This window comes from Nocardia sp. GP40 (assembly GCF_050434125.1).
Classification (GTDB): domain Bacteria; phylum Actinomycetota; class Actinomycetes; order Mycobacteriales; family Mycobacteriaceae; genus Nocardia; species Nocardia albiluteola.
Map to the genome: position 1 here is coordinate 137242 of NZ_JBNPVW010000013.1, position 21945 is coordinate 159186.

Sequence of the window (21945 nt, forward strand, 5' to 3'; positions counted from 1 at the left end):
TTGTCATGGGTACCGCGCTCGCCTCTCCGTCCGATGTATTCAACCGGGCGAAGTCGGCGTCGCTGCTGCTCGGCCCGGCCTTCGTGGCGTCGATCGCCTACGTCGACCCCGGCAACATCGCCTCCAATGTCAGCGCGGGCGCGCAGTACGGCTACCTGCTGGTGTGGGTGGTGGTGCTCGCCAACGCGATGGCCGCGCTGGTGCAGTACCTCTCGGCGAAGGCGGGCCTGGTCACCGGCCGCTCGCTGCCGGAGCTGGTGCGCGATACGTCCAGGCGCCGGATGCGGCTGGCCTATTGGGCGCAGGCCGAATTGGCCGCGATGGCCACCGATCTGGCCGAGGTGATAGGCGGCGCGATCGCCCTGCAGCTGCTGTTCCACCTGCCGCTGGTGCTGGGCGGGGTCATCACCGGTGCGGTATCGATCGTGCTGCTGGGCGTGCAGAACCGGCGGGGGCAGCGGACCTTCGAGCGGGTGATCATCGGCCTGCTGGCGATCATCTCGATCGGATTCGTGGCCAGCCTGGTGATCTCGCCGCCGCCGCTGGGCGCCACCGCGGGCGGGCTGCTGCCGCGCTTCGAGGGCACCCAGAGCGTGCTGCTGGCCGCCGCTATCGTCGGCGCGACCGTGATGCCGCACGTGATCTACCTGCACTCGGGAATGTCCCTGGAGCGGCACGGCCACCCCGAGCCCGGGCCGGTGCGCGCGCGGCTGCTGCGGGTGAACCGCTGGGACGTCGGCATCGCGATGGTGATCGCCGGCGCGGTGAACCTGGCGATGCTGCTGATGGCCGCGCACACCTTCGGCGGTCGCACCGACATCAACACGATTCAGGACGCGTACCGCGCGGTGCACAGCTCGCTCGGGGTCACCGCCGCGCTGCTGCTGGCGATCGCCCTGCTGGCCTCGGGCCTGGCCTCGACCTCGGTCGGTGCCTACGCGGGCGCGATGATCATGGAGGGGCTGCTGCGCCGGCGGATTCCGCTGTTGCTGCGCCGCGTCGTCACGCTGATCCCCGCGCTGGCGATCCTGGCCGTCGGTGTCGATCCGACCCGGGCGCTGATCGTCTCGCAGGTGGTGCTGTCGTTCGGCATTCCGTTCGCGCTGATCCCGCTGGTGCGCTTCACCGGCGACCGCGCGCTGATGGGGGCCGACGTCAACCGCCGCGCCACGACCGCGATCGCGTGGGCGATCGCCGCCGTCATCACCGCCCTGAACCTGCTGCTCATCTACCTGACGCTGACCGGCCGGAGCTGAATTGGTGGCGCGGCCCGGGACGCTTGGCGGTCGCCGCGTGCGCACTGCCAGACAAGGGACCCTCCGACGAGCGCTACGAGTACCCGGTAGCAGCCGAGATGTCCGGCGGGGCTGAGCGTCCATCGCCGGATCCCGCGCCGGTGTGCCCGCCGTCAGGCTGCGGGCACACCGGCGTTCGGGTTTCTATCCGCTGCTCTCCGCAGCACGCCGGTACCCACGAATCGCCGGGACGGCGAAGATCACGATCGCCCCGAAGGTCCACGCGAGGGTCTTCAGCAGCGGCGCGGTGATCGGCCCGTCCCAGCACAGCCCGCGCATGGCGTCGATCGCGGTGCTCATCGGCTGATTCGCCACGGTCGACTGAAGCCACGTCGGATACGCCATGACGGGCACGAATCCGGAGTTGAAGAACATCAGCAGGGTGCTGAAGATGCCGACGGTGTTCACCAGCAGCACCCCCTCGGAGATGGTGGCCAGCGCGGTCACCAGCACCGCGAAGGCGACGCCGAACAGGACCGGCAGCGCGATCATTCCCAGCGCGGCGAGCGGTCCGTTCCAGAACCGGAATCCGATGCAGATGCCGACCACGATCACGAAGAGCGTGGTGATCAGCACCCGGATCGCCTCGGCCAGCAGCCGTCCCGTGAGTCCGGCCGCGCGGTGGATCGGCATCGTCCAGAACCGGCCCAGCAGCCCGGTGAACTGCTCCTTCTTGAAGCCCAGCCCGCTGACCACCGCCCCCGACATCGCCGCCACCACCGTGATCATCGGAACCGTGCCGTACACGCTGGGCATGCCCGTCGCGTTGCTGATCGAATCGCCCAGCACGACGCGCAGCATCAGCAGCGTCAGCGCCGGATAGATCAGGGTCTGAATGGTGGTCGCCGGGTCGCGAGCCCACACCTGGAGCAGCCGCTTGCACTGAATCAGGCTGTGCCGCACCAGCGTCGAGGCGGCCCGCTCGGACCGCGGCTCGACGATCGGCAACGGCGCCGATCCCAGCGTCGCCTCGGTCTCCATCACCGTACTCATTCGCGCCTCACACTCGCCCAGACCGCCAGCGGCACGAAGCAGACCGCGAGCGCGGCCAGCCACACCAGCGGCACCCACAGCACATGCCAGCTCACCCCGCCCGCCGCCATATCGCGCATCGCGAAGGAGAACTGCGAGATCGGCTGGTTGCGCACGAACGGCCGGATCCAGTGCGGGAAGCCCGTTTCCGGGACGAATCCGCACGACAGCATCCCGAAGATCAGCGTCGGCAGCGTCAGCGCCTGGCTCAGCGATTCCGGGCTCTTGGTCAGGCAGCCCAGCGCGTCGGCGCCGATCGCCAGCACCGTACCCACCGCCAGCGAAGACAGGCAGAACAGCACCGACTGCCCGAGGCTCGCGTGCAACCGGAATCCGATGATGAATCCGAAGATCAGCGCGGCGATCAGCGAGGTCACCGAGCGCACCAGGCCCGCGGACAGCCGCGCGGCCAGCGGCACCAGCCGCCCGACCGGCATGGTCTGCAGCCGGGTGTTCAGCCCGCTCGCGGTCTCGAACGCGGCGATCTGCGCATTGGACATCATCGTGAACGACATGGTCTGCAGCACGATGATCGGCATGACGAACTGCCCGTAGTCGATGCCCTGGATCTTCATCACCCACCGCAGCGGCAGGTAGAACCCCAGTGTGAACACCAGCGGTGCGACCACCGCGACGACCAGCTCCCCCTTGGTGGCCATGGTCCGGATGATCCGGCCGGTCAGCGCGCGCCACTGCGCGAGGGCGGACAGGTGCGCGCCGGGCAGATCGGCGAACAGTCGCACCGCGGGTGCGGTGAGTAGATCGGTCACGGCCGCGCCTCGCTGGCGCTCGGCTCCGCCGTGCCCGAGACGGGCTGTGTCATGGTTCCCTCGCTGCGCTCGGTCACGGCCGCGCCTCGCTGGCGCTCGGCAACGCCGTGCCCGAGACGGGCTGTGTCAGGGTTCCCTCGCCGCGTTCGGATGAAGCGTTCACTCGTGCCCGCCCGAATGTCCGGTGATGGACAGGAAGACGTCGTCGAGCGAGGGCCGTCGCAGCCCGATGTCGATGAGCTCGACCTTGGCGCCGTCGAGTCGGCGCAGCGCCTCCGACAGGGTCGCGGCGCCGTCCGGGGCCGGGATCGAGATGCGCTCGGGCGCCTCGGACAGCTCCCCGCGCAACGCCTCGGGCACCAACTCGCCCAGCGCCGTCACCGCGGCAGGCACCTTGGCCGGATCCAGCGGCACGATCTCGCAGTAGCTGCCGCCGGTCTTCTCCTTGAGCTCGTCGGCGGTGCCCTCGGCGATGACCGTGCCCCGGTCGATGACGATGATGTTGTCGCTGAGCACGTCGGCCTCTTCGAGGTACTGCGTGGTCAACAGGACCGTGATGCCCTGGAGCTTGAGCGCGTTCACCAGATCCCAGACGCCCTGGCGGCTGCGCGGATCCAGTCCGGTGGTGGGCTCGTCGAGGAAGACCACCTCCGGCCGCACCACCAGTCCGCAGGCGATGTCGACGCGGCGCCGCATGCCGCCGGAGTAGCCGCGCACCGCGCGCTTGCCCGCGCCGACGAGGTCGAACTCCTCGAGCAGGGTGTCCGCACGCCGGCGGGCGGCCTTCTTGCCCAGGCCCATGAGCCGGCCGAACAGTTCCAGGTTCTCGCGGCCGGACAGGTTCTCGTCCAGGGCCGCGTACTGCCCGGTCATCATGATCGAGCGGCGCACGCCCGCCGGGTCGGCGATGACGTCATGCCCGGCCACCGTGGCGCTGCCGGAGTCCGGGCGCAACAGGGTGGACAGGATCTTGACCATGGTGGTCTTGCCTGCGCCGTTCGGGCCGAGAATGCCCAGCACCGATCCGCGCGCGGCGGCGAAACTGATGCCCCGCAGCGCGTGGACCTCGCCGAAGGATTTGCGGACATCGGTCACAATGACCGCGGTTTCTGGCGGTGACTCTGCTTCGTCCAAGCTCGGCATCAACTCTCCACTAGGGCCGGGGCGGCGGGCTCGCCGATGGGTGCGTCCCGGTTGGTGATCCCTTCCACCGGGGGCGATGTTACTGGTTGGGGTGCGGGTGGGTGCATGGCCGCGCGGGAGCGCCCGGGTGTGAAACAGGTTGAAGTCGTATCGCCCCGGGTGGACGCGGCGGGCGGCATTCGGCCGAGGATCGAAAGAGTGTGGTGTTACTCACATTTTGAGAAACTGGTCGGTCCGGGGTGGGATCGGCGCAGGCTATACACAGACCGCACGGTTTGTGAGGTGTTATCGGTTCTTGTCCGACGGGCCGGGACGCCCCTAACCTGGCGATAGGGGGCGCGAGAGTCCGCACGGATCTGCGGCTCCCTCGTCCGGCCCCTTGATGGGCGAGCGGGAGGGGCTCGCTGCCGAAGGTACAGGCGAGCGAGAGGGTGAGGGCGATGGCAGACTCGACCCGCAGAGTGAACGACGAGCGCGCGCCGGCGCGCCCCTCCAGGGTGCTCACCTCCTACGATCCGCGCACCGGGGAATTCGTCGGCGACTACGCCATGATGGGCCCGGTCGAGCTGGCGCGCACCGTGCGATCCGCGCGTTCGGCCGAGAAGTGGTGGGGATCAATCGGATTCGCCGGCCGCAGGCGCTGGCTGCTGGACTGGAAGCGCGCCATCTCCCGCCGCGCGAGCGAGCTGGTCGACCTGGTGTGCACCGAGACGGGCAAGCCGGAGATCGACGCGGCCATCGAGGTCATGCTCGCGGTGGAGAATCTCGACTGGGCCGCCCGCAACGCCGAACAGGCCCTGGGGCGCCGGCGCCTGGGTGCCACCTGGCTCACCCGCAGCCAGCGTGCCTCGGTCGGCTACCTGCCGCTCGGGGTGGTCGGTGTGCTCGGGCCGTGGAGCAATCCGGTCTTCACCCCGATGGGCTCGATCGCCTACGCGATGGCGGCGGGAAATGCCGTGGTGTTCAAGCCCAGCGAGCTCACTCCCGGTGTCGGGGTGTGGCTGGCCGAGAGCTGGGCCCGGCTCGCGCCGAATCAACCTGTGCTGCAGGTGGTTACCGGTGACACCGCGACCGGCTCCGCGCTGTGCCGCTCCCGGGTCGACAAGATCGCCTTCGCCGGCTCGGAAGCCGGTGCGCGCGAGGTGATCTCGCTGTGCGCACGGAACATGACCCCGGTTGTCGTCGAACGCGACGGCAAGGGCGCGATGGTGGTGCAGGTCGACGCGAAACTGGACGACGCCGCCGACGCGGCGGTGTTCGGCGCGATGTCCAATGCCGGGCAGAGTCCCGCGGGCATCCAGCGCGTCTACGTGGCGGAATCGGTCTACGAGCCGTTCCTGAACAAGGTCGCCGCCCGGGCCGCCAAGCTGCGTCCCGGCGGGGATCGCCGTGCCTCCTACGGGCCGATGATCTCCGAATCGCAGATCGAGGTGGTGCGGCGGCAGGTCAAGGACGCGATCGCGCGCGGCGGCCGCGCGGTGGTCGGCGGCCTGGAATCCATCCGCGAGCCCTATGTCGAGCCCATCGTGCTGGCCGGGGTCCCCGAGGACAGCACGGCGATCACCGGCGAGGCGGCCGGGCCCGTGCTCATCGTGAATTCGGTGGCCACCATGGACGAGGCCACCGAGCGCATCAACGCCGCCGAGCACGGCCTGGCGGTAGCGGTGTTCACCCGCGACGTCCGCATGGTCCCCGAATTCGCCGAGCGCATCAGAACCGGTGTGGTGACGGTCAATTCGTCGATGGCCTATGCGGGGATCCCGGCGATGCCATTCGGCGGCGTCGGCGAATACGGGCAGGGCCACACCCACGGCGAGGCGGGCCTGCGCGAGTTCAGCCGGACGCTGGCCATCGCTCAGAAGCGTTACAGCGCACTGGTGGATCTGTCCACCTTCGACCGGCATCCGCGGCACCTGCGGCTCGCGCGGGCGTTGTTCCGCCTCCGTCACGGACGCGGGTAGTAACGCGTCGTCTCGGCCGCGTCTCCGGTCGTCCCGTCGCGCGGTGGGCCCGAACAGCGGTGATCCGCTGTGTCCTGGCACATTCCGGTGCGATGTGCGCCGCGGGGACGGCAGGGCGTCGAGCCCACCGCGAGTCCTATTCGGCGGCGGGTGATTCCGTGCCCAGCAGGACCGCGCGCATCAAAGCGCGTACGCGGGCAAGGGATTCCGGACGGCGGTCGAAGCGCATCCCGCGACCGACGTCGACCACCTGCGCGATGGCGGCGTGCACGCGGAAGCGGGTCTCGGCCTGGTCGCCGTCGAGCAGATTCGCCCACTCGAGCACGTTCTGGCGCTGCACCGCGCGCAGCTTGTGCTGTTCGGCCGCGGGCAGATTCGAGAATTCGGCGAAGTAGACCGGCAGGATCTCCGGCGTGGCGAAGGTGAGCCGGGCGAAGCGGTCCGCGATGCGCAGCGCCGCGTCGGCGCGGCTGGTGGCCTCGGCCAGCGCCTCGGAGTTGGCGATCGCGACCCGCTCGCCGGTGCGGTGGAAGGCCGCGGCCAGCAGATCGGACTTGCTGGGGAAGTAGCGGTACACGCTCGAGGCGTTGATGCCCACGGCCGCACCGATCTCCTCGATACTGGCCTCGTGGTATCCCTGCCGGCCGAAGATCCGGATCGCCTCGAGGAGCAGCTGTTCGCGCTTGGAGCTCAGCGGCAGTCCGCGCATCCCGGCCTCGGGCGCGGGCTCGACGGGCGCGGGCGGCAGGTCCACGCGCAGGATCGACCAGCAGATGTCCTGCAGCAGATCGATCAGCCGGGCGTAGGCCAGCGGGGTGCGGTGCAGGGTGATGCTGCCGATCGCACCGAGCATGCCGGTGCCCAGCACCGCGACGTCGGCCGCGTCGGCCTCGGGGCGCAGCGCGGCGATCGCCGACTCCACGGTCTCGTGCAGGGCGGCGTAGACGACCCGGATGCGGCGGCGGTCCTCGGGCTCGAGATAGCGCCGCTCCCACCGGTACAGCCCGCCCTCGCGGCGCACCTCGATGGTGTGCTCGGACAGCGCGCGGATCAGCGAGGTGAGTCTGGATTCCGGGTCCGCCCCCGGATCCTCGGCAGAGCGGGCGGCATCGAGCAGCAGCTGTGCGCCGCCCTCGGCGGCCGCGACAAGCAGCGCGTATTTGTTCCTGAAGTGCCGGTAGAGGGCGGGCCCGGAGATGCCGACCTCGGCGGCGATCTCGTCGACGCCGACGGGGTGGTAGCCGCGCTCGCTGAACGCCCGCGCCGCGACCCGCACAATTTGTGCCTTGCGGTTCTTCGGCCGCCGACGCACGCCACTGTCGGCCCGGCCGTTCGTTCCCGCACCGTCCGGTCGCGCGGAAGCGAGTCCGGACTCGCTGCGATCCGCGACCATGCACTCTCTCCTTCGCCCGCGCCGCCGCCTGTTGACAGCGCCGCACAAGTCAACATAAGTTAACCACAATTCGCAAAGTTAACCATCATTCCGCCGCCGGCGGCAGCGACGGGCGAGCTTGGGAGTAGTTATGAGCAACATCGAACAGTCGACCGCTCCGACAACCCTGCAGGTCGTTCACGACGACCGCGTCCTGCGGATCACCATTGCCAATCCCAAGCGCAAGAACGCCATCAACTACGACACGATGGTCGCGCTCGGCGACGCGTTCGAGGCCGCGGGACAGGATCGTACGGTTCGCGCGATCGTGCTCACCGGCGAGGGCGGGGACTTCTGCACCGGCGCGGATCTGTCCGGCGCGGTGGCGGAGGCGCAGCGGGGCATCACCCCCGAGATGACGATGGACGCCGCGAACCGCCTGGTGCGGGCGATCGTCGACGCACCCGTTCCGGTGATCGCGCGCATCCGCGGCGCGGCGGCCGGGGTCGGTGTGGCCCTCGCGCTGGCCGCGGACCTGACCTACGCCAGCGAGGAGGCGTATCTCCTGCTGGCCTTCGTCAACATCGGACTGATGCCCGACGGCGGCGCCGCGGCCATGGTCGCCGCCGCGGCCGGACGCCCCCTGGCCGCGGAGATGGCGCTGCTGGGCGAGCGGCTGCCGATCACCGAGGCGGCCCGGCACAAGCTGGTCACCGCCGTGCTGCCCGAGGCCGAACTCGACGCGCGGGTCGAGGCCGTCGCGGCCAAGCTGGCCCACGGGCCCCGCCGCGCCCTCGAACTCACCAAGCGCGCCCTCAACGCGGCCGCGCTGACCTCCCTGGACGACGCGCTCGCCGCGGAGAAGACGGGCCAGAGCGAGCTGCTGCAGTCCCCGGACTTCCTGGAGGGCGCCTCCGCCATGCTGACCAAGCGCAACGCGGTATTCGCGGACTGAATGCTGCAGCGCGCGCGTTTCGGTTACCGCGATACTTCGCGCGATAGTGTGGGCGCATGGCTTACCTGGTGACTGGCGCGACCGGGTGCATCGGTCGGTATCTCGTCTCGGAGTTGCTGAAGCGTAGCGATGAAATCCACGTGCTGGTCCGACCCGGCGCGGACTGCGCCTACCGGTTCGACCGGTGCGCGCGGGAGTGGGGCGGCGGAGACCGGGTCCGGCCGGTGCGCGGGGACCTGGGTGCGCCAGGGTTGGGTATCGAATCGGAATGGATTGCGGCGCATCGTGGTTCGATCGACCACGTGATACACCTGGCGGCCGGGTACGATGCGGCGGAAGCGGCGCGCGGCCCTGGGGGCGAGGGCGTGATCGGTCCGACATCGGGCCGAGCGGTCGGCGGTGGCATCGGAGCCGGCCGCAGTGGTGCGGGCTGCGTCGCGGCATCGGACCGCACGGCGTCCGCGGCGGGCACCGCGCGCGTCGTCGAGTTGGCCGAGCAGCTGGAAGCCGGTGCGCTGCACCATATGTCGAGCATCGTGGTCGCGGGGTCGGCGGCCGGACTGTTCGGTGAGAACATGTTCGACGCGGGGCAGACGCTGAGCACAGCCGAGCAGCGCGCCGCGTTCGAGGCCGAGCGGATTGTCCGCGAGCGCTGCGCAGTGCCCTGGCGAATCTACCGGCCCTCGATTGTGATCGGCCATTCCCGCACCGGCGAGATCGATCGGATCGCGGGGCCGTACTACTTCTTCCGGCTGCTGCGGATGGCGGCCCAGCTGCCCCGGATCCTGCCGCTGCTGGTGCCCAAGCTGGGCGAAACCAACATGGTCCCGGTGGATTTCGTGGTGCGGGCGCTGGGTCACCTCGTGCACCTGCCCGGCGCGTCCGGGACCACCTACCACCTGGTCGATCCGCGCCGGCAGAGCGCCGCGGAGGTGCTAAACCTCTTCGCCGACGAGGCGGGCGCCCCGCACCTGGTCGAGGTCATGCCGCGGCAGACGCTGGACATGCTGCGCCGGGTACCGGGTGTCGGCTGGGCGCTGCCGTACCTCGGCGTGCCGCGTGAGGTGCTGGAGCAGAACGAATTCGGCTGCTGGTTCGACCGCCGCAACACCACCGCGGCGTTGGCGGGCACGGATATTCGGGTACCGCCCCTTGCCGGGTACGCCCCGATCATCTGGAAGTACTGGGCGGAGAATTGGGTGTGAACGATTGCGCCGAGCCGACGCGTCGGGTGCGCGCTGAAACTCGTGTCGCAGGTCGGCGGTGATCGCTCGCAGGACTGGAGCGGCGGATGCGGTGTCGAAAGCCTACTTCTCACACCTCATCGAGTATCGCCGGCTCGGGGTCGTATTCGTAACCCACCCAGCGGTTCCGGTTGGTCCAGCCGACCAGGTCGTAGCGCCAGTGGAACGGCCAGGTGCGGGCCACGGTCATGAACAGCACGGTGGCGAGCGGGGCGTAGTCGTCGTGCGCGGAGAGCAGGGCGCGCTGCTGGCGGGGCGAGGCGGTGAAGAACGCCTCGAACATCGAGATCGACTGGGCGGTGGTCAATCGGCCCAGGCCGTACAGGCCCCGCTTGCGCATCCAGTACACCAGCCGGGCCTGCCGCGGCCACAGCGCCCGGACGGGATTCCGGCCCGTGCGCAGCGCGTCGATTGCGGTGTCCACCAGGGCAAGTGAGTCCGCCACGCTGTATCCGGAGCACGGGTGCATCATGCCGCCGCGGGAGCCGAACGGCACCGCCCCGCCCGAGCGGGCGGGCGGCGGGGGCTGATCCAGTGGATAGTGCGCGGCCTCGGTCGGCTCATCACCGCGCAGCCGGATGCCGTGCGCGGCCAGGCGATTCAGCGCGCGGCGACGCAGCTCCCGCTGCGGCATGCCGCCCCGCAGTCCCAGGCTGGTCTCCTCGAAGATCACCGTGCCGTCGCCCAGTGGCACCGCATACAGGAACGACGGCGGCTCGTCCGGGCCCGCGCCGTTCTCCGGGCGCCAATCCAGCAGCAGCCCTTCACCGTCCGCGACCATCGGTGTGGCGGTCTCGGCGTCGACGAAGATGCCGTGCGCGCTGGCCGTGCGGCGCGCGCCGGGCGAGGGCAGTCCGCGGGTGTCGAAAACCGCTGCGGCTATGATGGTCGTGCCGTCGTTGAGCTCGACGCGGTGTGCCCCGACGGCGGTGGCCCGCCCGGTCAGCACGGTCGCGTCGTCCAGTGGAAGCGCCTCGCGCAGACCCGGTTTCGACAGCACGCAGTACGGCCGCTCGATCCGGTGCGCGGATTTCGTCCACACCGTCGGCGCCTCGATGCGCTGCGCGATCGCCTCCCGCGGCAGCCACTCCGGCAACTCGTCCACCCAGCACGAAAAGGTCGGCGGCCACAACCGCTCCGGCCGCGGATCCACCGCCACGACCCGCATCCCCGCCCGCATCGCCCGGTGCGCCAGCGCCCGCCCCGTGGGCCCGAGCCCTACCACACAGAGATCGGCTTCCGCGACACGCTGACCACTCATACGCTTTATTCAATCAGGCGGACGAGGAGTCGCCGCACCAACGCCGCGACCGGTGGGAATCGCGGCCCGTCCGTTCGGCGGCCGGATTGGGCGGCACGTCGCACGCAGTTCGAGGCGACGGGGTTGTCCGGGTGTCGTCGCCGTTCCGGACACCGCGTTTCAAGGCCTCGCGATGGAAGATAGACGCACTCGGAAAACTGGCATTACCGATCTGGAATATCCAGTGCGGCAACGGTTTTGGCCTGTCGGTGGGTCCGTGTACGGTGCGTGGCATGGCCCCCGATCCGTCCTGCTCACACGATGCGCTGTTCCGTAAAGTGCTGGCCAGCACCGCCGACGCGGCCTCGGAATTGAAGATCGCATTGCCATCGGAGATCGTGGCCGCATGCGCTGCTAGAGCATCAGAGCCGCCCCGACCGGTTGATGGCGTTCCGGATGCTCGACTACTTCGTCGGATTCGTCAACAACTATCAGTAGTCCCGACCTGCTCGCCACCCTCGCGCCGGTCATGTCGGCGTTCCAGATAGTTGCCCGGGGCGCCGGCGGTCTGGAACGCCTTCGAACATTTGCCATCTACCTGCGGGACGTCGGTAAAATGTCCCCAGCCGAGCTGGATCGGTTCGCTGACCAATTCCCGCCCGCCGCCAAGGAGGTCATCATGACAACCGCCGAAATGCTGCGCGCCGAAGGACGCATCGAGGGACGTGCGGCGACGCTACTCAAGCAGTTCGCGCTGAAGTTCGGCCCGGTTTCCGAGGCGGTCGAGCGGACAGTACGGGCTGCCGGGGGCGATCAGCTCGACGTATGGACCGAGCGGATACTTACCGCTGCAACTGTCGACGAGGTACTCGCCTGACGCGGGTTATTTCGGCGTCACCCAGGTAGTTATGTCGGCGTGGACGACCTCGACGCCCGACTTGTCGTAGATCGACACCGGAACGATCAGGTCGCGGCCCTCGGTGATCTCGGAGAAGTCCGGGATTTCGGGGAGTTCGGCCACGGCCCGCAGGCCGGAGTCGGCCTTGGCCAGGTATTGGACGTTCATGGCCTTGGGGATCCAGCGGTGGGTGGTGGGGACAGTCGCCTCGCTGAGCATGCCCATCGCCACCTCGGCCAGGTTGCAGGCGGCGATGGCGTGGAAGGTGCCGAGGTGGTTGTGGATGCCGAACCACTTCGGGGCGGTCACTTCGCACAGGCCCGGTTGGAGCCGGTTCACGTTCGGGACGACCGTGCCGAAGTACGGCACCCGGACGACCATGCCGAGCGAGAACAGCGCGTGCCCGATGCGGTTGTCGGGCAGCTTCTTCCAGCCGCGGTAGGTGGCGGTCTCTTTCGTCATGCCGACATCTTACTTCAGAGTAAGTTACTTGGCGTGCGCTCCCGGCCCGCGGCGCGCTCGGTGGTGGCGATGGTCGCGCGCAGCATGTGCCTGGCCCGCGTCAGCTCGTCCGCGCGCTGGTCGAGGTCGTCGAGACGGGCGCGAAGCGTGTCCAGCACGCCCGGGCACGGCCGCAGCGAACTGTCGTCCCGGATGCAGGGCAGCACCTGCCGGATCACGGCGGTGGGCAGCCCGGCCGCCAGCAGTACGAACCCCGCCCGGTCCCGTGCGGGCCCGCGTCCTCGGCGAGACCCTCGCCGAACTACTCGGCCTGTAACTGCTGGCTGGCATACTCGGGCCTCACATCGCGTGGGGAGGGCGAAGGATGCGTGGGTACGACAAGCGATCGACGAGGCCCAGGGCGGTCACCGGCTCGGTCGATCGCGATGCGGGATCAGCGGGCATGAGCTGTCTGCGAGCGGCGAGTTCCGGGCGCCGACTGTGGTGCCGCCGCCCGGCTCGACTCTGATCGTGCACGCCACCGCCGATGCTGCCGTGACGGACAGCCCGGGGTGGGTCATCGGGTTCGCGATCGGCGTGCTGTCGGCACTTGTGGTGGTGGGGCTCGGCACCGCCCGGTTCGGTGACGCTGGACTCGGGGTCGGTCGGGGCTGTACCCGGAGATATTCGGGGCGCGCATCACTCGTGTGGGGGAGGCAGGATCACCTTCTGTGGTGATGAATTCGTTCGCGCGGGGTTCATACGATGGGGCGGTGAGGGGAACCAGCAGTGCGTTGCCGTCGGTCGCGATCGCGCGAACCGTCGTGGCGGTGTCGAGCGCGGACGAGGTGGAGCCATGACCGGCGGGCGGTGGTCCGGGTGGGTCCGGGTTCCGTTGCTGCTGTGGGGGTTCGGGCTGCTCATGCTGGTTGGCGTTGCGCCCGCGGTTGCGGATGCGCCGTCGACGGGTGGGGATGTTTCGGTGGCGCAGACGCTGGGGGATCGGGAGTTGACCGTCGTGCTGCGGCGGGTTACCTCGGTGCCGGGGCCGTTGCAGGTCGAGGTGGTTACCCATGCGGGTACGGCGGGTGGGCAGCTGACGCTGGATGCCACGCCGACCGGGGCCTCGTCGGCGACGTCGACGTTGCCGGCGCCCGGTGCGCCGACCAGCCGGGGGACGGTCGACCTCGGTGCTGCGCCGGGGATGTATTCCGCGACGTTGCGGGTGGATCGGCCGGGGCCCTGGGAGCTGGCGGTCGGCGACGGAACTCGCGTGGCACGCATCCCCTTCATCGTGCCCAAACAGGTGACCACGCCACCGGAACGCCTGGTGTACGGCGGATTTCTGGCCGCGGGCGTGCTGCTGCCGGTGTCGATCGTGGTCGCGGTGCGGGCGCGGCGCACGGCCTGGGCGCTGCTTCCGGCCGGGGGGATGGTCGCGGGGATCGCGGTGGCGGTGACGGCCGGTCTGCTGTCCTCCTCGTTGCCCCTGCCGCCGCAGCCCGGTGTGCAACTGGATCCGAGCGCGGACAATGTCGGCAACCCGTACGCCCTCGGACAGCCGCTGATCTCGGACTTCTCCCGGCCGCCGGTAATGCTGGCCCTCGGCGGCGCGCCCCTGAGTGCCGGGCGCGCAGGCGATCTCGACCTCTACCTGACCGACGCCGCCACCGGCGCACCCGTCGACGACCTGATCATCGAGGACAGCGCCCTCATCCACCTGCTGATCGTCGGCTCGACCGGCGAGCTGGCTCACCTGCATCCGATCCGGATAGCGCCGGGCCACTACCAGATTCACCTCACTCCGCCCGAGGCCGGACACTACGCCCTGTCGGCCGAGCTGGCGCGCCGCGGTGGCGGCGTGCAGATGGTCCGCGCCGCAACCGGTTTCGACATCCAACAGGGGAATTCCCCTGCACCGCTGCCGAACACCGCCGCGGCGGTCCACCTCGGCGGCACGACTGGCACCGCAACGACCGCCGTCGGCCCCACCCCCATCACCGTCGTGACCACCGACGCCGTCGCAGGCGCACCGATCACGCTGACCGCCACCGTCGGCAGCGCGGGTGACCTACAGCCCTGGCTCGGCATGGTCGGCCACATGATCATGGCGGGCCCGCTTCCCCCCTCGGACGCCGACATCGGCACCGCCGTCCAGAACGCCCAGGTGTGGGGCCACGCCCACTCCATGGGTGGCATGTCGATGGCGGAAATGAATGGCCCGGGCACCATGCCGGACATGCCGGACATGCCGGGAATGACGAACGCTCCGAGCTCGAGCGCGACCCCTGGCACGAATGGTGGTGCGATGCTGATGCTTCCGGTGAACGGCGACAGCGCACCCGATGAAACGGTGGCCGCCTACGGCCCGGGAGTTCCCTTCACCTATACCTTTACGACTCCCGGCGAATACCGGGTGTGGATCCAGGTCGAGCGCAACTACACCGTGCTGACCATCCCGGTCGTGCTGGACGTCGCCGCATCGGGGGCGTCGCGATGAACTGGCAGAAGGCAGCGAAGTCGCACGCCCGGCCAGCGGATACCGCACTGCCACAATCCGAACCCGGCGGCGGCCGTCGTCTCGAGGTCGCGGGGATCGTCGTTGTCGCCGCCGCCCTGCTGGCCCTCGTCGGGTGGCTGGTGTGGCCGAGTCCGCCCGGCGCGCTCGTGCTGCACAGCGGCACAACCGATCACATCGTCACCGTCACCGTTGCGAGTCATCGGATGGGGGAGACGAGCATCGATCTGGTGGTCACCGATCGGGCCGGAAAGCCGGTGCCGCGGGCGGTGATCCGGGTACAGGCGATCGAACCGCGGATGGGGTACTCCGATCCGCCGATCACCTTCACCGAGCTGGGGGCCGGTCGTTATCGCGCGGCGGATGTGTCGTTCATGATGACGGGCCCGTGGAATCTGCAGGTATCCATCGCCGCCGGCGGAGGGACCGATCAACTATCGCTACCGCTGTGGATCGGTGGCTGAAGTGAAGGAAAGGAGCGCCACCGATGAGTGAGCGCAGACCGGAGCCCGGTCGCCGGGAGGTGCGGGCATGAGTACAGCCATACCGTTCGACGCGGCCGGACAGTCCGAAAACGTTGGGGGACGGGAGAAACCGGCGGCCCGCCCGATCGTGGTCGCCGCCGGCACCGGCACCGCCGCCCGCGCCGGAGCCTGGGTGGTGTTGCTGGGCATTATCACCACGACCGTCGGCACCAGCTGGGATATCCAGTGGCACAACGACGTCGGCCCCGACACCTTCTTCACCCTGCCGCACCTGTTCCTCTACTCGGGCAGCGCGATCTCCGGATTCGCCGCCCTGGCAATGGTCGTCCTGGCGACCTCGGCCCAGCGCGCAGGCCGGGAGGTGCCGCACGCGGGCGGCACGCCCATCCGCGTCTTCGGCGGCACCCTCACCGCGCCGATCGGTTACATGGTCGCCGGCGCGGGCGCGGCGCTGTTCCTGCTGTACGGCCTGTTCGATCTGGAATGGCATGCGATCTACGGATTCGACGCGGTGCTGAACACGCCCTCGCACGTGGCGCTGTTCCTATCGATCACCACCACCATGGTCGGCAGCATCATCGTCTGCTCCGCGCACCGCGACGAGCTGTGGGGCCGCGCCGGACTGGTCCTGGCGATCGTGCTGCTGATCTCGTACGCGCCCATCCCGGCCGACGCGCTGAACAACCTGCCGATGCCGGTCGATCCGATCATCGCCGCCACCGTGTTGTTCGCACCGATGCTGCTGATCATGGGTGCGGTGGTGATCGGCCGTGCGGGCGCCGCGCTGGCCATCGGGCTCGCGATGAGCGCCTCGCAGGGCCTGCTGTGGTGGTTCTCCCCGTGGGCCGCGCACGTCTACGCCGCGGCCGTCGGGCTGCCGTTGCGCGACGGGCTGCTGCCGTTCCCGCCCTCGTTCCCCAGCATCATGCCGATGTTCCTGATCGTGGCCGCGGTGGCCGTGGAGGCCCTGTTCTGGGTCGCCCGCACGCGGGCATCGAAGCCGATGCGGACGCTGCTGGTGACCGGCCTGGTCTCCGGGGTGATTCTCGGAGCGGGCCTGCCGCTGCAGATGATCCTCACCGACCCCGTGTCGCACCTGCCCGCGTCGTCGTTCCTGACGATCGTGGTCCTGGGCATCCCGTTCGGCCTGCTGGCGGGGTTCCTCGGCGGCCGCTTCGCCGCCATGCTGCGCACCCTCGCGCCGCAGGATCAGGCCCGCACCCCGCGGGAGGCGCGATGACCGGGTGGTGGCGCCGGTTGGGCGTCGTGCTGCTGACGGTCACCGGGCTGGGGCTGGTCGCGGTCGGTCCCGCCGCCGCATATCAGCCGGTGAACATCGTGCACACCGAACACGTGCAGGTCGGGCCGTACGACGTCACCGTCGGCTTCACGACCTGGCCGATCCGGGCGATGCAGTCGCTGGACTTCACGTTCCTGCCCGCCGACGGCATCGCGGGCAAGTCCGGGACGCTGAAGATCGACGGCCCCGACCGCCGCGCCACCCGCCGGACGATGCCGCTGGTCCGGCACCCCCGCAAGCGCGACTCCTGGGGCCTGGACGTCAAATCCCTGAACGAGCCGGGCACCTACAGCTTCACCTTCACCATCGACGGCCCGCAGGGCCACGGCGAGGGCACGCTCGGCAACATCCCGGTGCTCTCCCAGCCCGGCCCGCCGCTCCCGCTGAGCTGGACATTGGGCCTGCTTCCGCTGGCCGGGCTGCTGATCTTCCTCGTGGTGGTGTGGCGCAGATTGCGGCCGGGCCGGCTGCCGCTGACCCTCTGAATTCCGTCGTCCGGCATGCTGGTGGCCGGGATCCACGCCGACCGAGCCGGTCGCGATGGGTCCCGGCCACCGTCGTCCGTATCACAGGGACCCCGATTTGAAGTCGGTATGGGCCCTCGTGCATACTTGTCGGGTTGCCTTCACCGGGTGGCGTCTGTCTGTCGGCCAAAACCGGCGGATGCCAGGGCCTATCGGTGGCAGGCGAGCAGTACCCACTCAGTATCGGTGTCGAGTCCGGCGCGGATACGTTCGGGACGCGTTCTACGGCAAGTGGAAAATCCTTCCGGCGCCGAAGAATGAGCGGATGGGCGACACGCCCGACCGCGTGGACCGGATGAACCATGACAGATGAACAGCGGCGATGGATCGGTCGGTACCGGTCGTAGTAGTGAGATGCGTCTGCTGTCTTCGTAGGTTCGGGCATGCAAATGAGGGTGTTCCGGGAGGCGACTTCCGGGACACGACGAAAGCGGAGAAAAGGACACTCAGCGTGGCGGGACAAAAGATCCGCATCAGGCTCAAGGCCTACGACCATGAGGCGATCGACGCGTCGGCGCGCAAGATCGTCGAGACGGTGACCCGCACCGGTGCCCGCGTCGTCGGGCCCGTGCCGTTGCCGACCGAGAAGAACGTGTACTGCGTCATCCGTTCGCCGCACAAGTACAAGGACTCGCGCGAGCACTTCGAGATGCGTACGCACAAGCGGCTGATCGACATCCTCGACCCGACGCCGAAGACGGTGGACGCGCTCATGCGCATCGACCTCCCGGCCAGCGTCGACGTCAACATTCAGTGACGGGGACTTCGAATATGACTGACAACAAGAGCCGTCCGGCCGCGGGCATCCTGGGCACCAAGCTCGGCATGACCCAGGTCTTCGACGAGAAGAACCGCGTCGTTCCCGTGACCGTCATCAAGGCGGGACCGAACGTCGTGACCCAGATCCGCACCGAAGAGCGCGACGGCTACTCCGCCGTGCAGCTCGCCTTCGGCGCCATCGACCCCCGCAAGGTGATCAAGCCGGTCTCCGGCCAGTTCGCCAAGGCCGGTGTCACCCCCCGCCGCCACGTCGTGGAGATCCGCGTCGCCGACGCCGCCTCCTTCGAGGTCGGCCAGGAGCTGTCCGCCGACGTGTTCGAAGAGGGCACCTACGTCGATGTGACCGGCACCAGCAAGGGCAAGGGCTTCGCCGGCACCATGAAGCGTCACGGCTTCAAGGGCCAGGGCGCCTCCCACGGTGCGCAGGCCGTGCACCGCCGCCCGGGTTCGATCGGCGGTTGCTCCACCCCCGGCCGCGTGTTCAAGGGCATGCGGATGTCGGGCCGGATGGGTAACGACCGCGTGACCACGCAGAACCTCTCGGTCCACAAGGTGGACACCGAGAACGGCCTGCTGCTGATCAAGGGCGCGATCCCGGGCCGCAAGGGCGGCATCGTGATCGTCAAGAGTGCAGTGAAGGGTGGTGCCCGGGCATGAGCACCGAGACCAAGACCAACCTGACGCTTCCGGTCAAAGAGCCGGGCGGCAAGACCAACGGCACCGTCGAGCTCCCCGCGGAGATCTTCGACGCGACCGCCAACATCGCGCTGATGCACCAGGTCGTCGTGGCCCAGGAGGCCGCGGCTCGCCAGGGCACGCACGCCACCAAGACCCGCGGCGAGGTCCGCGGCGGTGGCAAGAAGCCGTACCGGCAGAAGGGCACCGGCCGCGCCCGTCAGGGCTCCACCCGCGCGCCGCAGTTCGCCGGCGGTGGCACCGTGCACGGCCCGCAGCCGCGCGACTACTCGCAGCGCCTGCCCAAGAAGATGAAGGCCGCCGCCCTGCGTGGCGCCCTGTCGGACCGGGCGCGTAACGAGCGCATCCACGTGATCACCGAACTGGTTGCGGGACAGGCTCCCTCGACCAAGTCCGCCAAGTCCTTCCTCGCCGAGCTGTCGGAGCGGAAGAACATCCTGGTGGTCGTCGGCCGCGAGGATGTCACCGCGTGGAAGAGCGTGGCGAACCTGCAGGGCGTGCACCCGATCGCCCCCGACCAGCTGAACACCCGCGACGTCCTCAAGAGCGACGACGTGATCTTCTCGGTCGAGGCGCTCAACGCCTTCGTGCACGGCCCCGCCGAAGCTGCACAGGAGGAGAGCAAGTGACCACCATCGCCGACCCCCGCGACATCCTGCTCGCGCCGGTGATCTCCGAGAAGTCCTACGGACTGATCGAGGAAGGCACCTACACCTTCCTGGTGCACCCGGACTCGAACAAGACGCAGATCAAGATCGCCGTCGAGAAGGTTTTCGGCGTGACGGTGACCAGCGTCAACACCGCCAACCGTCAGGGCAAGCGCAAGCGGACCCGCTTCGGTTACGGCCAGCGCAAGAGCACCAAGCGCGCGCTCGTGACCATCTCGGCCGACAGCAAGCCCATCGAGATCTTCGGAGGCTCTGTCGCGTAAGCGGCGGAGAATCCAGAAAGCAGAGAAGAACTCATGGCAATCCGTAAGTACAAGCCGACTACGCCGGGCCGTCGTGGCGCCAGCGTCTCGGACTTCGCCGAGATCACCCGGTCGACGCCCGAGAAGTCGCTGCTGCGCCCGCTGACCAAGTCCGGCGGTCGTAACGCGCACGGCCGCATCACGACTCGTCATCGCGGTGGCGGTCACAAGCGTGCCTACCGTCTGATCGACTTCCGTCGCCTGGACAAGGACGGCATCCCGGCCAAGGTCGCGCACATCGAGTACGACCCGAACCGCACCGCCAACATCGCGCTGCTGCACTACGTGGACGGGGAGAAGCGCTACATCATCGCGCCCAAGGGTGTCACCCAGGGCACGAAGATCGAGTCCGGTGCGGGCGCGGACATCAAGCCCGGCAACAACCTGCCGCTGCGCTCGATCCCGACCGGTACCACCATCCACGCGGTGGAGCTGCGTCCCGGCGGCGGTGCCAAGCTGGCCCGCTCGGCCGGTATGAGCATCCAGCTGCTGGGTAAGGAAGGCGCCTACGCCGTCCTGCGTATGCCCTCGGGTGAGATCCGCCGCGTCGACGTGCGCTGCCGCGCCACCGTCGGCGAGGTCGGCAACGCCGAGCAGTCGAACATCAACTGGGGCAAGGCCGGCCGCATGCGGTGGAAGGGGCGTCGCCCCACGGTCCGTGGTGTCGTCATGAACCCGGTCGACCACCCGCATGGTGGTGGTGAGGGCAAGACCTCCGGTGGTCGCCACCCGGTCTCGCCCTGGGGACAGCCGGAAGGCCGTACCCGCAAGCCGAACCGTCCGAGCGACAAGCTCATCGTCCGCCGCCGCGGCAAGAAGCGTTAAGGAGGAGGTTAAGACATGCCACGCAGCCTCAAGAAGGGCCCGTTCGTCGACGAACACCTCCTCAAGAAGGTGGATGTCCAGAACGAGAAGAACACCAAGCAGGTCATCAAGACCTGGTCGCGTCGTTCGACCATCATCCCCGATTTCATCGGGCACACCTTCGCGGTGCACGACGGTCGTAAGCACGTGCCGGTGTTCGTGTCGGAGAACATGGTCGGGCACAAGCTCGGCGAGTTCGCGCCGACCCGCACGTTCCGTAGCCACGTCAAGGAAGATCGGAAGAGCAAGCGGCGATGAGCACTGAAACTCAGAACCCCACCGCGCGCGCGACCGCCAAGCACGTCCGCGTGACGCCGATGAAGGCGCGCCGCGTCGTGGACATGGTCCGCGGCAAGCGGGTCGAGGATGCGCTGAACATCCTGAAGTTCGCTCCGCAGTCCGCGAGCGAGCCGGTCGCCAAGGTCGTGGCCTCCGCCGCGGCGAACGCCGAGAACAACCTGGGCCTGAACCCGGCGACGCTGGTCATCTCGACCGCGTACGTCGACGAGGGCGCCACCATGAAGCGCTTCCAGCCGCGGGCCCAGGGCCGTGCGTTCCGGATTCGCAAGCGCACCAGCCACATCACCATCGAGGTCGAGAGCGTCGCCAGCGCCGCCCCGGCTCGTGCCCGCCGGAAGGGAGGGGCGAAGTAAATGGGACAGAAAATCAACCCCCACGGCTTCCGCCTCGGCATCACCACCGACTGGAAGTCGCGCTGGTACGCCGATAAGCAGTACGCGGACTACGTGAAGGAAGACGTCGCGATCCGCAAGCTCCTGGGCACAGGCATGGAGCGGGCCGGCATCTCGAAGGTCGAGATCGAGCGCACCCGGGACCGCGTGCGGGTGGACATCCACACCGCGCGTCCGGGCATCGTGATCGGCCGTCGTGGCGCCGAGGCCGACCGCATCCGCGCCGAGCTGGAGAAGCTCACCGGCAAGCAGGTGCAGCTGAACATCCTCGAGGTCAAGAACCCCGAGTCCGATGCGCAGCTCGTCGCCCAGGGTGTCGCGGAGCAGCTGTCCAACCGTGTGGCGTTCCGTCGCGCGATGCGTAAGGCCATCCAGTCGGCCATGCGTTCGCCGAACGTCAAGGGCATCCGTGTGCAGTGCTCGGGCCGCCTCGGTGGCGCCGAAATGTCGCGCTCGGAGTTCTACCGTGAGGGTCGGGTCCCGCTGCACACGCTGCGCGCGGACATCGACTACGGCCTGTACGAGGCTCGGACCACCTTCGGCCGCATCGGCGTGAAGGTCTGGATCTACAAGGGCGACATCGTCGGCGGCAAGCGCGAGGTCACTGCGGCCGCGGCTCCGTCCGGTGATCGTCGTGAGCGTCGTGAGCGGCCCAACCGCCCGCGTCGGTCCGGTTCGTCCGGTACCACCGCGACCAGCACTGAGGCCGGGCGCGCCGCCACCGCTGTGGCGGATGCACCGGCTGAGACACCCCAGGAGGGCTGA

General features: G+C 69.1%; 24 protein-coding genes and 1 pseudogene. 18 read left to right on the plus strand and 7 right to left on the minus strand.

Translation table 11 applies throughout. The features are described 5' to 3' along the window. Window positions 1-5: 5 nt before the first annotated feature. Entirely contained in the window at window positions 6-1256 is a 1251-nt protein-coding gene (locus ABH933_RS33020) for an Nramp family divalent metal transporter (RefSeq protein ID WP_429421615.1), read from the plus strand. Between the two features lie 183 nt (window positions 1257-1439). On the opposite strand, the gene ABH933_RS33025 is transcribed toward ABH933_RS33020, so the two are convergent. The 3 genes from ABH933_RS33025 to ABH933_RS33035 form a co-directional block, all read right to left on the minus strand. Beyond that, a complete protein-coding gene (locus ABH933_RS33025) occupies window positions 1440-2288 on the minus strand; it encodes an ABC transporter permease (protein WP_215923443.1) in 849 nt (282 codons plus the stop codon). Beyond that, window positions 2285-3070 (minus strand): ABC transporter permease, encoded by a 786-nt coding sequence (locus ABH933_RS33030; RefSeq protein WP_429421955.1) that lies wholly within the window; start codon window positions 3068-3070, stop codon window positions 2285-2287. The genes ABH933_RS33025 and ABH933_RS33030 overlap by 4 nt, the downstream gene beginning before the upstream one ends. A 186-nt stretch (window positions 3071-3256) precedes the next feature. Beyond that, window positions 3257-4240 carry an ATP-binding cassette domain-containing protein gene (locus ABH933_RS33035; RefSeq protein ID WP_429421617.1) on the minus strand — a complete coding sequence of 328 codons (984 nt, stop codon included), beginning with the start codon at window positions 4238-4240 and terminating at the stop codon, window positions 3257-3259. 440 nt (window positions 4241-4680) lie between these two features. Between ABH933_RS33035 and ABH933_RS33040 the strand changes: the two genes are divergently transcribed. Next, window positions 4681-6201, plus strand: a complete 1521-nt coding sequence (locus ABH933_RS33040; protein WP_429421619.1) for an aldehyde dehydrogenase family protein — start codon at window positions 4681-4683, stop codon at window positions 6199-6201. Between the two features lie 136 nt (window positions 6202-6337). On the opposite strand, the gene ABH933_RS33045 is transcribed toward ABH933_RS33040, so the two are convergent. Next, entirely contained in the window at window positions 6338-7594 is a 1257-nt protein-coding gene (locus tag ABH933_RS33045) for a TetR/AcrR family transcriptional regulator (RefSeq protein ID WP_429421621.1), read from the minus strand. A gap of 130 nt (window positions 7595-7724) precedes the next feature. On the opposite strand from ABH933_RS33045, the gene ABH933_RS33050 reads away from it, so the two are divergent. Together ABH933_RS33050 and ABH933_RS33055 are read left to right on the plus strand one after the other, a co-directional pair. After that, window positions 7725-8528 carry an enoyl-CoA hydratase-related protein gene (locus tag ABH933_RS33050; protein WP_429421623.1) on the plus strand — a complete coding sequence of 268 codons (804 nt, stop codon included), beginning with the start codon at window positions 7725-7727 and terminating at the stop codon, window positions 8526-8528. A 56-nt stretch (window positions 8529-8584) separates the two neighbouring features. Beyond that, complete coding sequence (locus ABH933_RS33055; protein ID WP_245402130.1) at window positions 8585-9733, plus strand: SDR family oxidoreductase; 1149 nt, start codon at window positions 8585-8587, stop codon at window positions 9731-9733. A gap of 109 nt (window positions 9734-9842) precedes the next feature. Here the strand turns inward: ABH933_RS33055 and ABH933_RS33060 are convergent, their stop codons facing one another. After that, window positions 9843-11033, minus strand: a complete 1191-nt coding sequence (locus ABH933_RS33060; protein WP_429421625.1) for a lycopene cyclase family protein — start codon at window positions 11031-11033, stop codon at window positions 9843-9845. A gap of 387 nt (window positions 11034-11420) precedes the next feature. Here ABH933_RS33060 and ABH933_RS33065 point away from each other — a divergent pair. Both ABH933_RS33065 and ABH933_RS33070 read left to right on the plus strand, forming a co-directional pair. After that, window positions 11421-11510 (plus strand): annotated as a pseudogene (locus tag ABH933_RS33065) (Rpn family recombination-promoting nuclease/putative transposase); the annotation flags it as partial. Window positions 11511-11691: 181 nt separating this feature from the next. Continuing rightward, window positions 11692-11889, plus strand: a complete 198-nt coding sequence (locus ABH933_RS33070; protein WP_429421627.1) for a hypothetical protein — start codon at window positions 11692-11694, stop codon at window positions 11887-11889. 6 nt (window positions 11890-11895) lie between these two features. Here the strand turns inward: ABH933_RS33070 and ABH933_RS33075 are convergent, their stop codons facing one another. Then, window positions 11896-12372 (minus strand): hotdog fold domain-containing protein, encoded by a 477-nt coding sequence (locus tag ABH933_RS33075; protein WP_215923450.1) that lies wholly within the window; start codon window positions 12370-12372, stop codon window positions 11896-11898. A gap of 14 nt (window positions 12373-12386) precedes the next feature. Next, window positions 12387-12758 carry a MerR family DNA-binding protein gene (locus tag ABH933_RS33080; RefSeq protein WP_429421957.1) on the minus strand — a complete coding sequence of 124 codons (372 nt, stop codon included), beginning with the start codon at window positions 12756-12758 and terminating at the stop codon, window positions 12387-12389. Between the two features lie 449 nt (window positions 12759-13207). Between ABH933_RS33080 and ABH933_RS33085 the strand changes: the two genes are divergently transcribed. The 12 genes from ABH933_RS33085 (at window position 13208) to rpsC (ending at window position 21945) form a co-directional block, all read left to right on the plus strand. Next, window positions 13208-14851, plus strand: coding sequence for a hypothetical protein (locus ABH933_RS33085; RefSeq protein ID WP_429421629.1), 1644 nt, complete (start codon window positions 13208-13210; stop codon window positions 14849-14851). Beyond that, the gene (locus ABH933_RS33090; RefSeq protein ID WP_429421631.1) at window positions 14848-15333 is read left to right on the plus strand and encodes a FixH family protein; all 486 of its coding nucleotides are present in this window, start codon (window positions 14848-14850) and stop codon (window positions 15331-15333) included. The genes ABH933_RS33085 and ABH933_RS33090 overlap by 4 nt, the downstream gene beginning before the upstream one ends. 67 nt (window positions 15334-15400) lie before the next feature. Next, window positions 15401-16594, plus strand: coding sequence for a hypothetical protein (locus ABH933_RS33095; protein ID WP_429421633.1), 1194 nt, complete (start codon window positions 15401-15403; stop codon window positions 16592-16594). Then, window positions 16591-17139, plus strand: coding sequence for a hypothetical protein (locus tag ABH933_RS33100; protein ID WP_429421635.1), 549 nt, complete (start codon window positions 16591-16593; stop codon window positions 17137-17139). Before ABH933_RS33095 ends, ABH933_RS33100 begins: the two co-directional genes overlap by 4 nt. Before the next feature lie 490 nt (window positions 17140-17629). Further along, a complete protein-coding gene (gene rpsJ, locus ABH933_RS33105; protein WP_003938093.1) occupies window positions 17630-17935 on the plus strand; it encodes a 30S ribosomal protein S10 in 306 nt (101 codons plus the stop codon). Window positions 17936-17949: 14 nt separating this feature from the next. Further along, on the plus strand, window positions 17950-18615 hold the full coding sequence (rplC, locus tag ABH933_RS33110; protein WP_215923455.1) for a 50S ribosomal protein L3: 666 nt from the start codon (window positions 17950-17952) through the stop codon (window positions 18613-18615). Beyond that, window positions 18612-19283 (plus strand): 50S ribosomal protein L4, encoded by a 672-nt coding sequence (gene rplD, locus ABH933_RS33115; protein ID WP_215923456.1) that lies wholly within the window; start codon window positions 18612-18614, stop codon window positions 19281-19283. The genes rplC and rplD overlap by 4 nt, the downstream gene beginning before the upstream one ends. Continuing rightward, entirely contained in the window at window positions 19280-19585 is a 306-nt protein-coding gene (gene rplW, locus ABH933_RS33120; protein ID WP_040818433.1) for a 50S ribosomal protein L23, read from the plus strand. The genes rplD and rplW overlap by 4 nt, the downstream gene beginning before the upstream one ends. A gap of 33 nt (window positions 19586-19618) precedes the next feature. Beyond that, a complete protein-coding gene (gene rplB / locus ABH933_RS33125; protein WP_429421638.1) occupies window positions 19619-20449 on the plus strand; it encodes a 50S ribosomal protein L2 in 831 nt (276 codons plus the stop codon). A 15-nt stretch (window positions 20450-20464) separates the two neighbouring features. Next, window positions 20465-20746: a 30S ribosomal protein S19 gene (rpsS, locus tag ABH933_RS33130; RefSeq protein ID WP_067581272.1), complete on the plus strand. Its 282-nt coding sequence runs from the start codon at window positions 20465-20467 to the stop codon at window positions 20744-20746. Then, entirely contained in the window at window positions 20743-21141 is a 399-nt protein-coding gene (gene rplV / locus ABH933_RS33135; protein WP_215923458.1) for a 50S ribosomal protein L22, read from the plus strand. Before rpsS ends, rplV begins: the two co-directional genes overlap by 4 nt. Further along, the gene (gene rpsC / locus ABH933_RS33140) at window positions 21142-21945 is read left to right on the plus strand and encodes a 30S ribosomal protein S3 (protein ID WP_215923459.1); all 804 of its coding nucleotides are present in this window, start codon (window positions 21142-21144) and stop codon (window positions 21943-21945) included.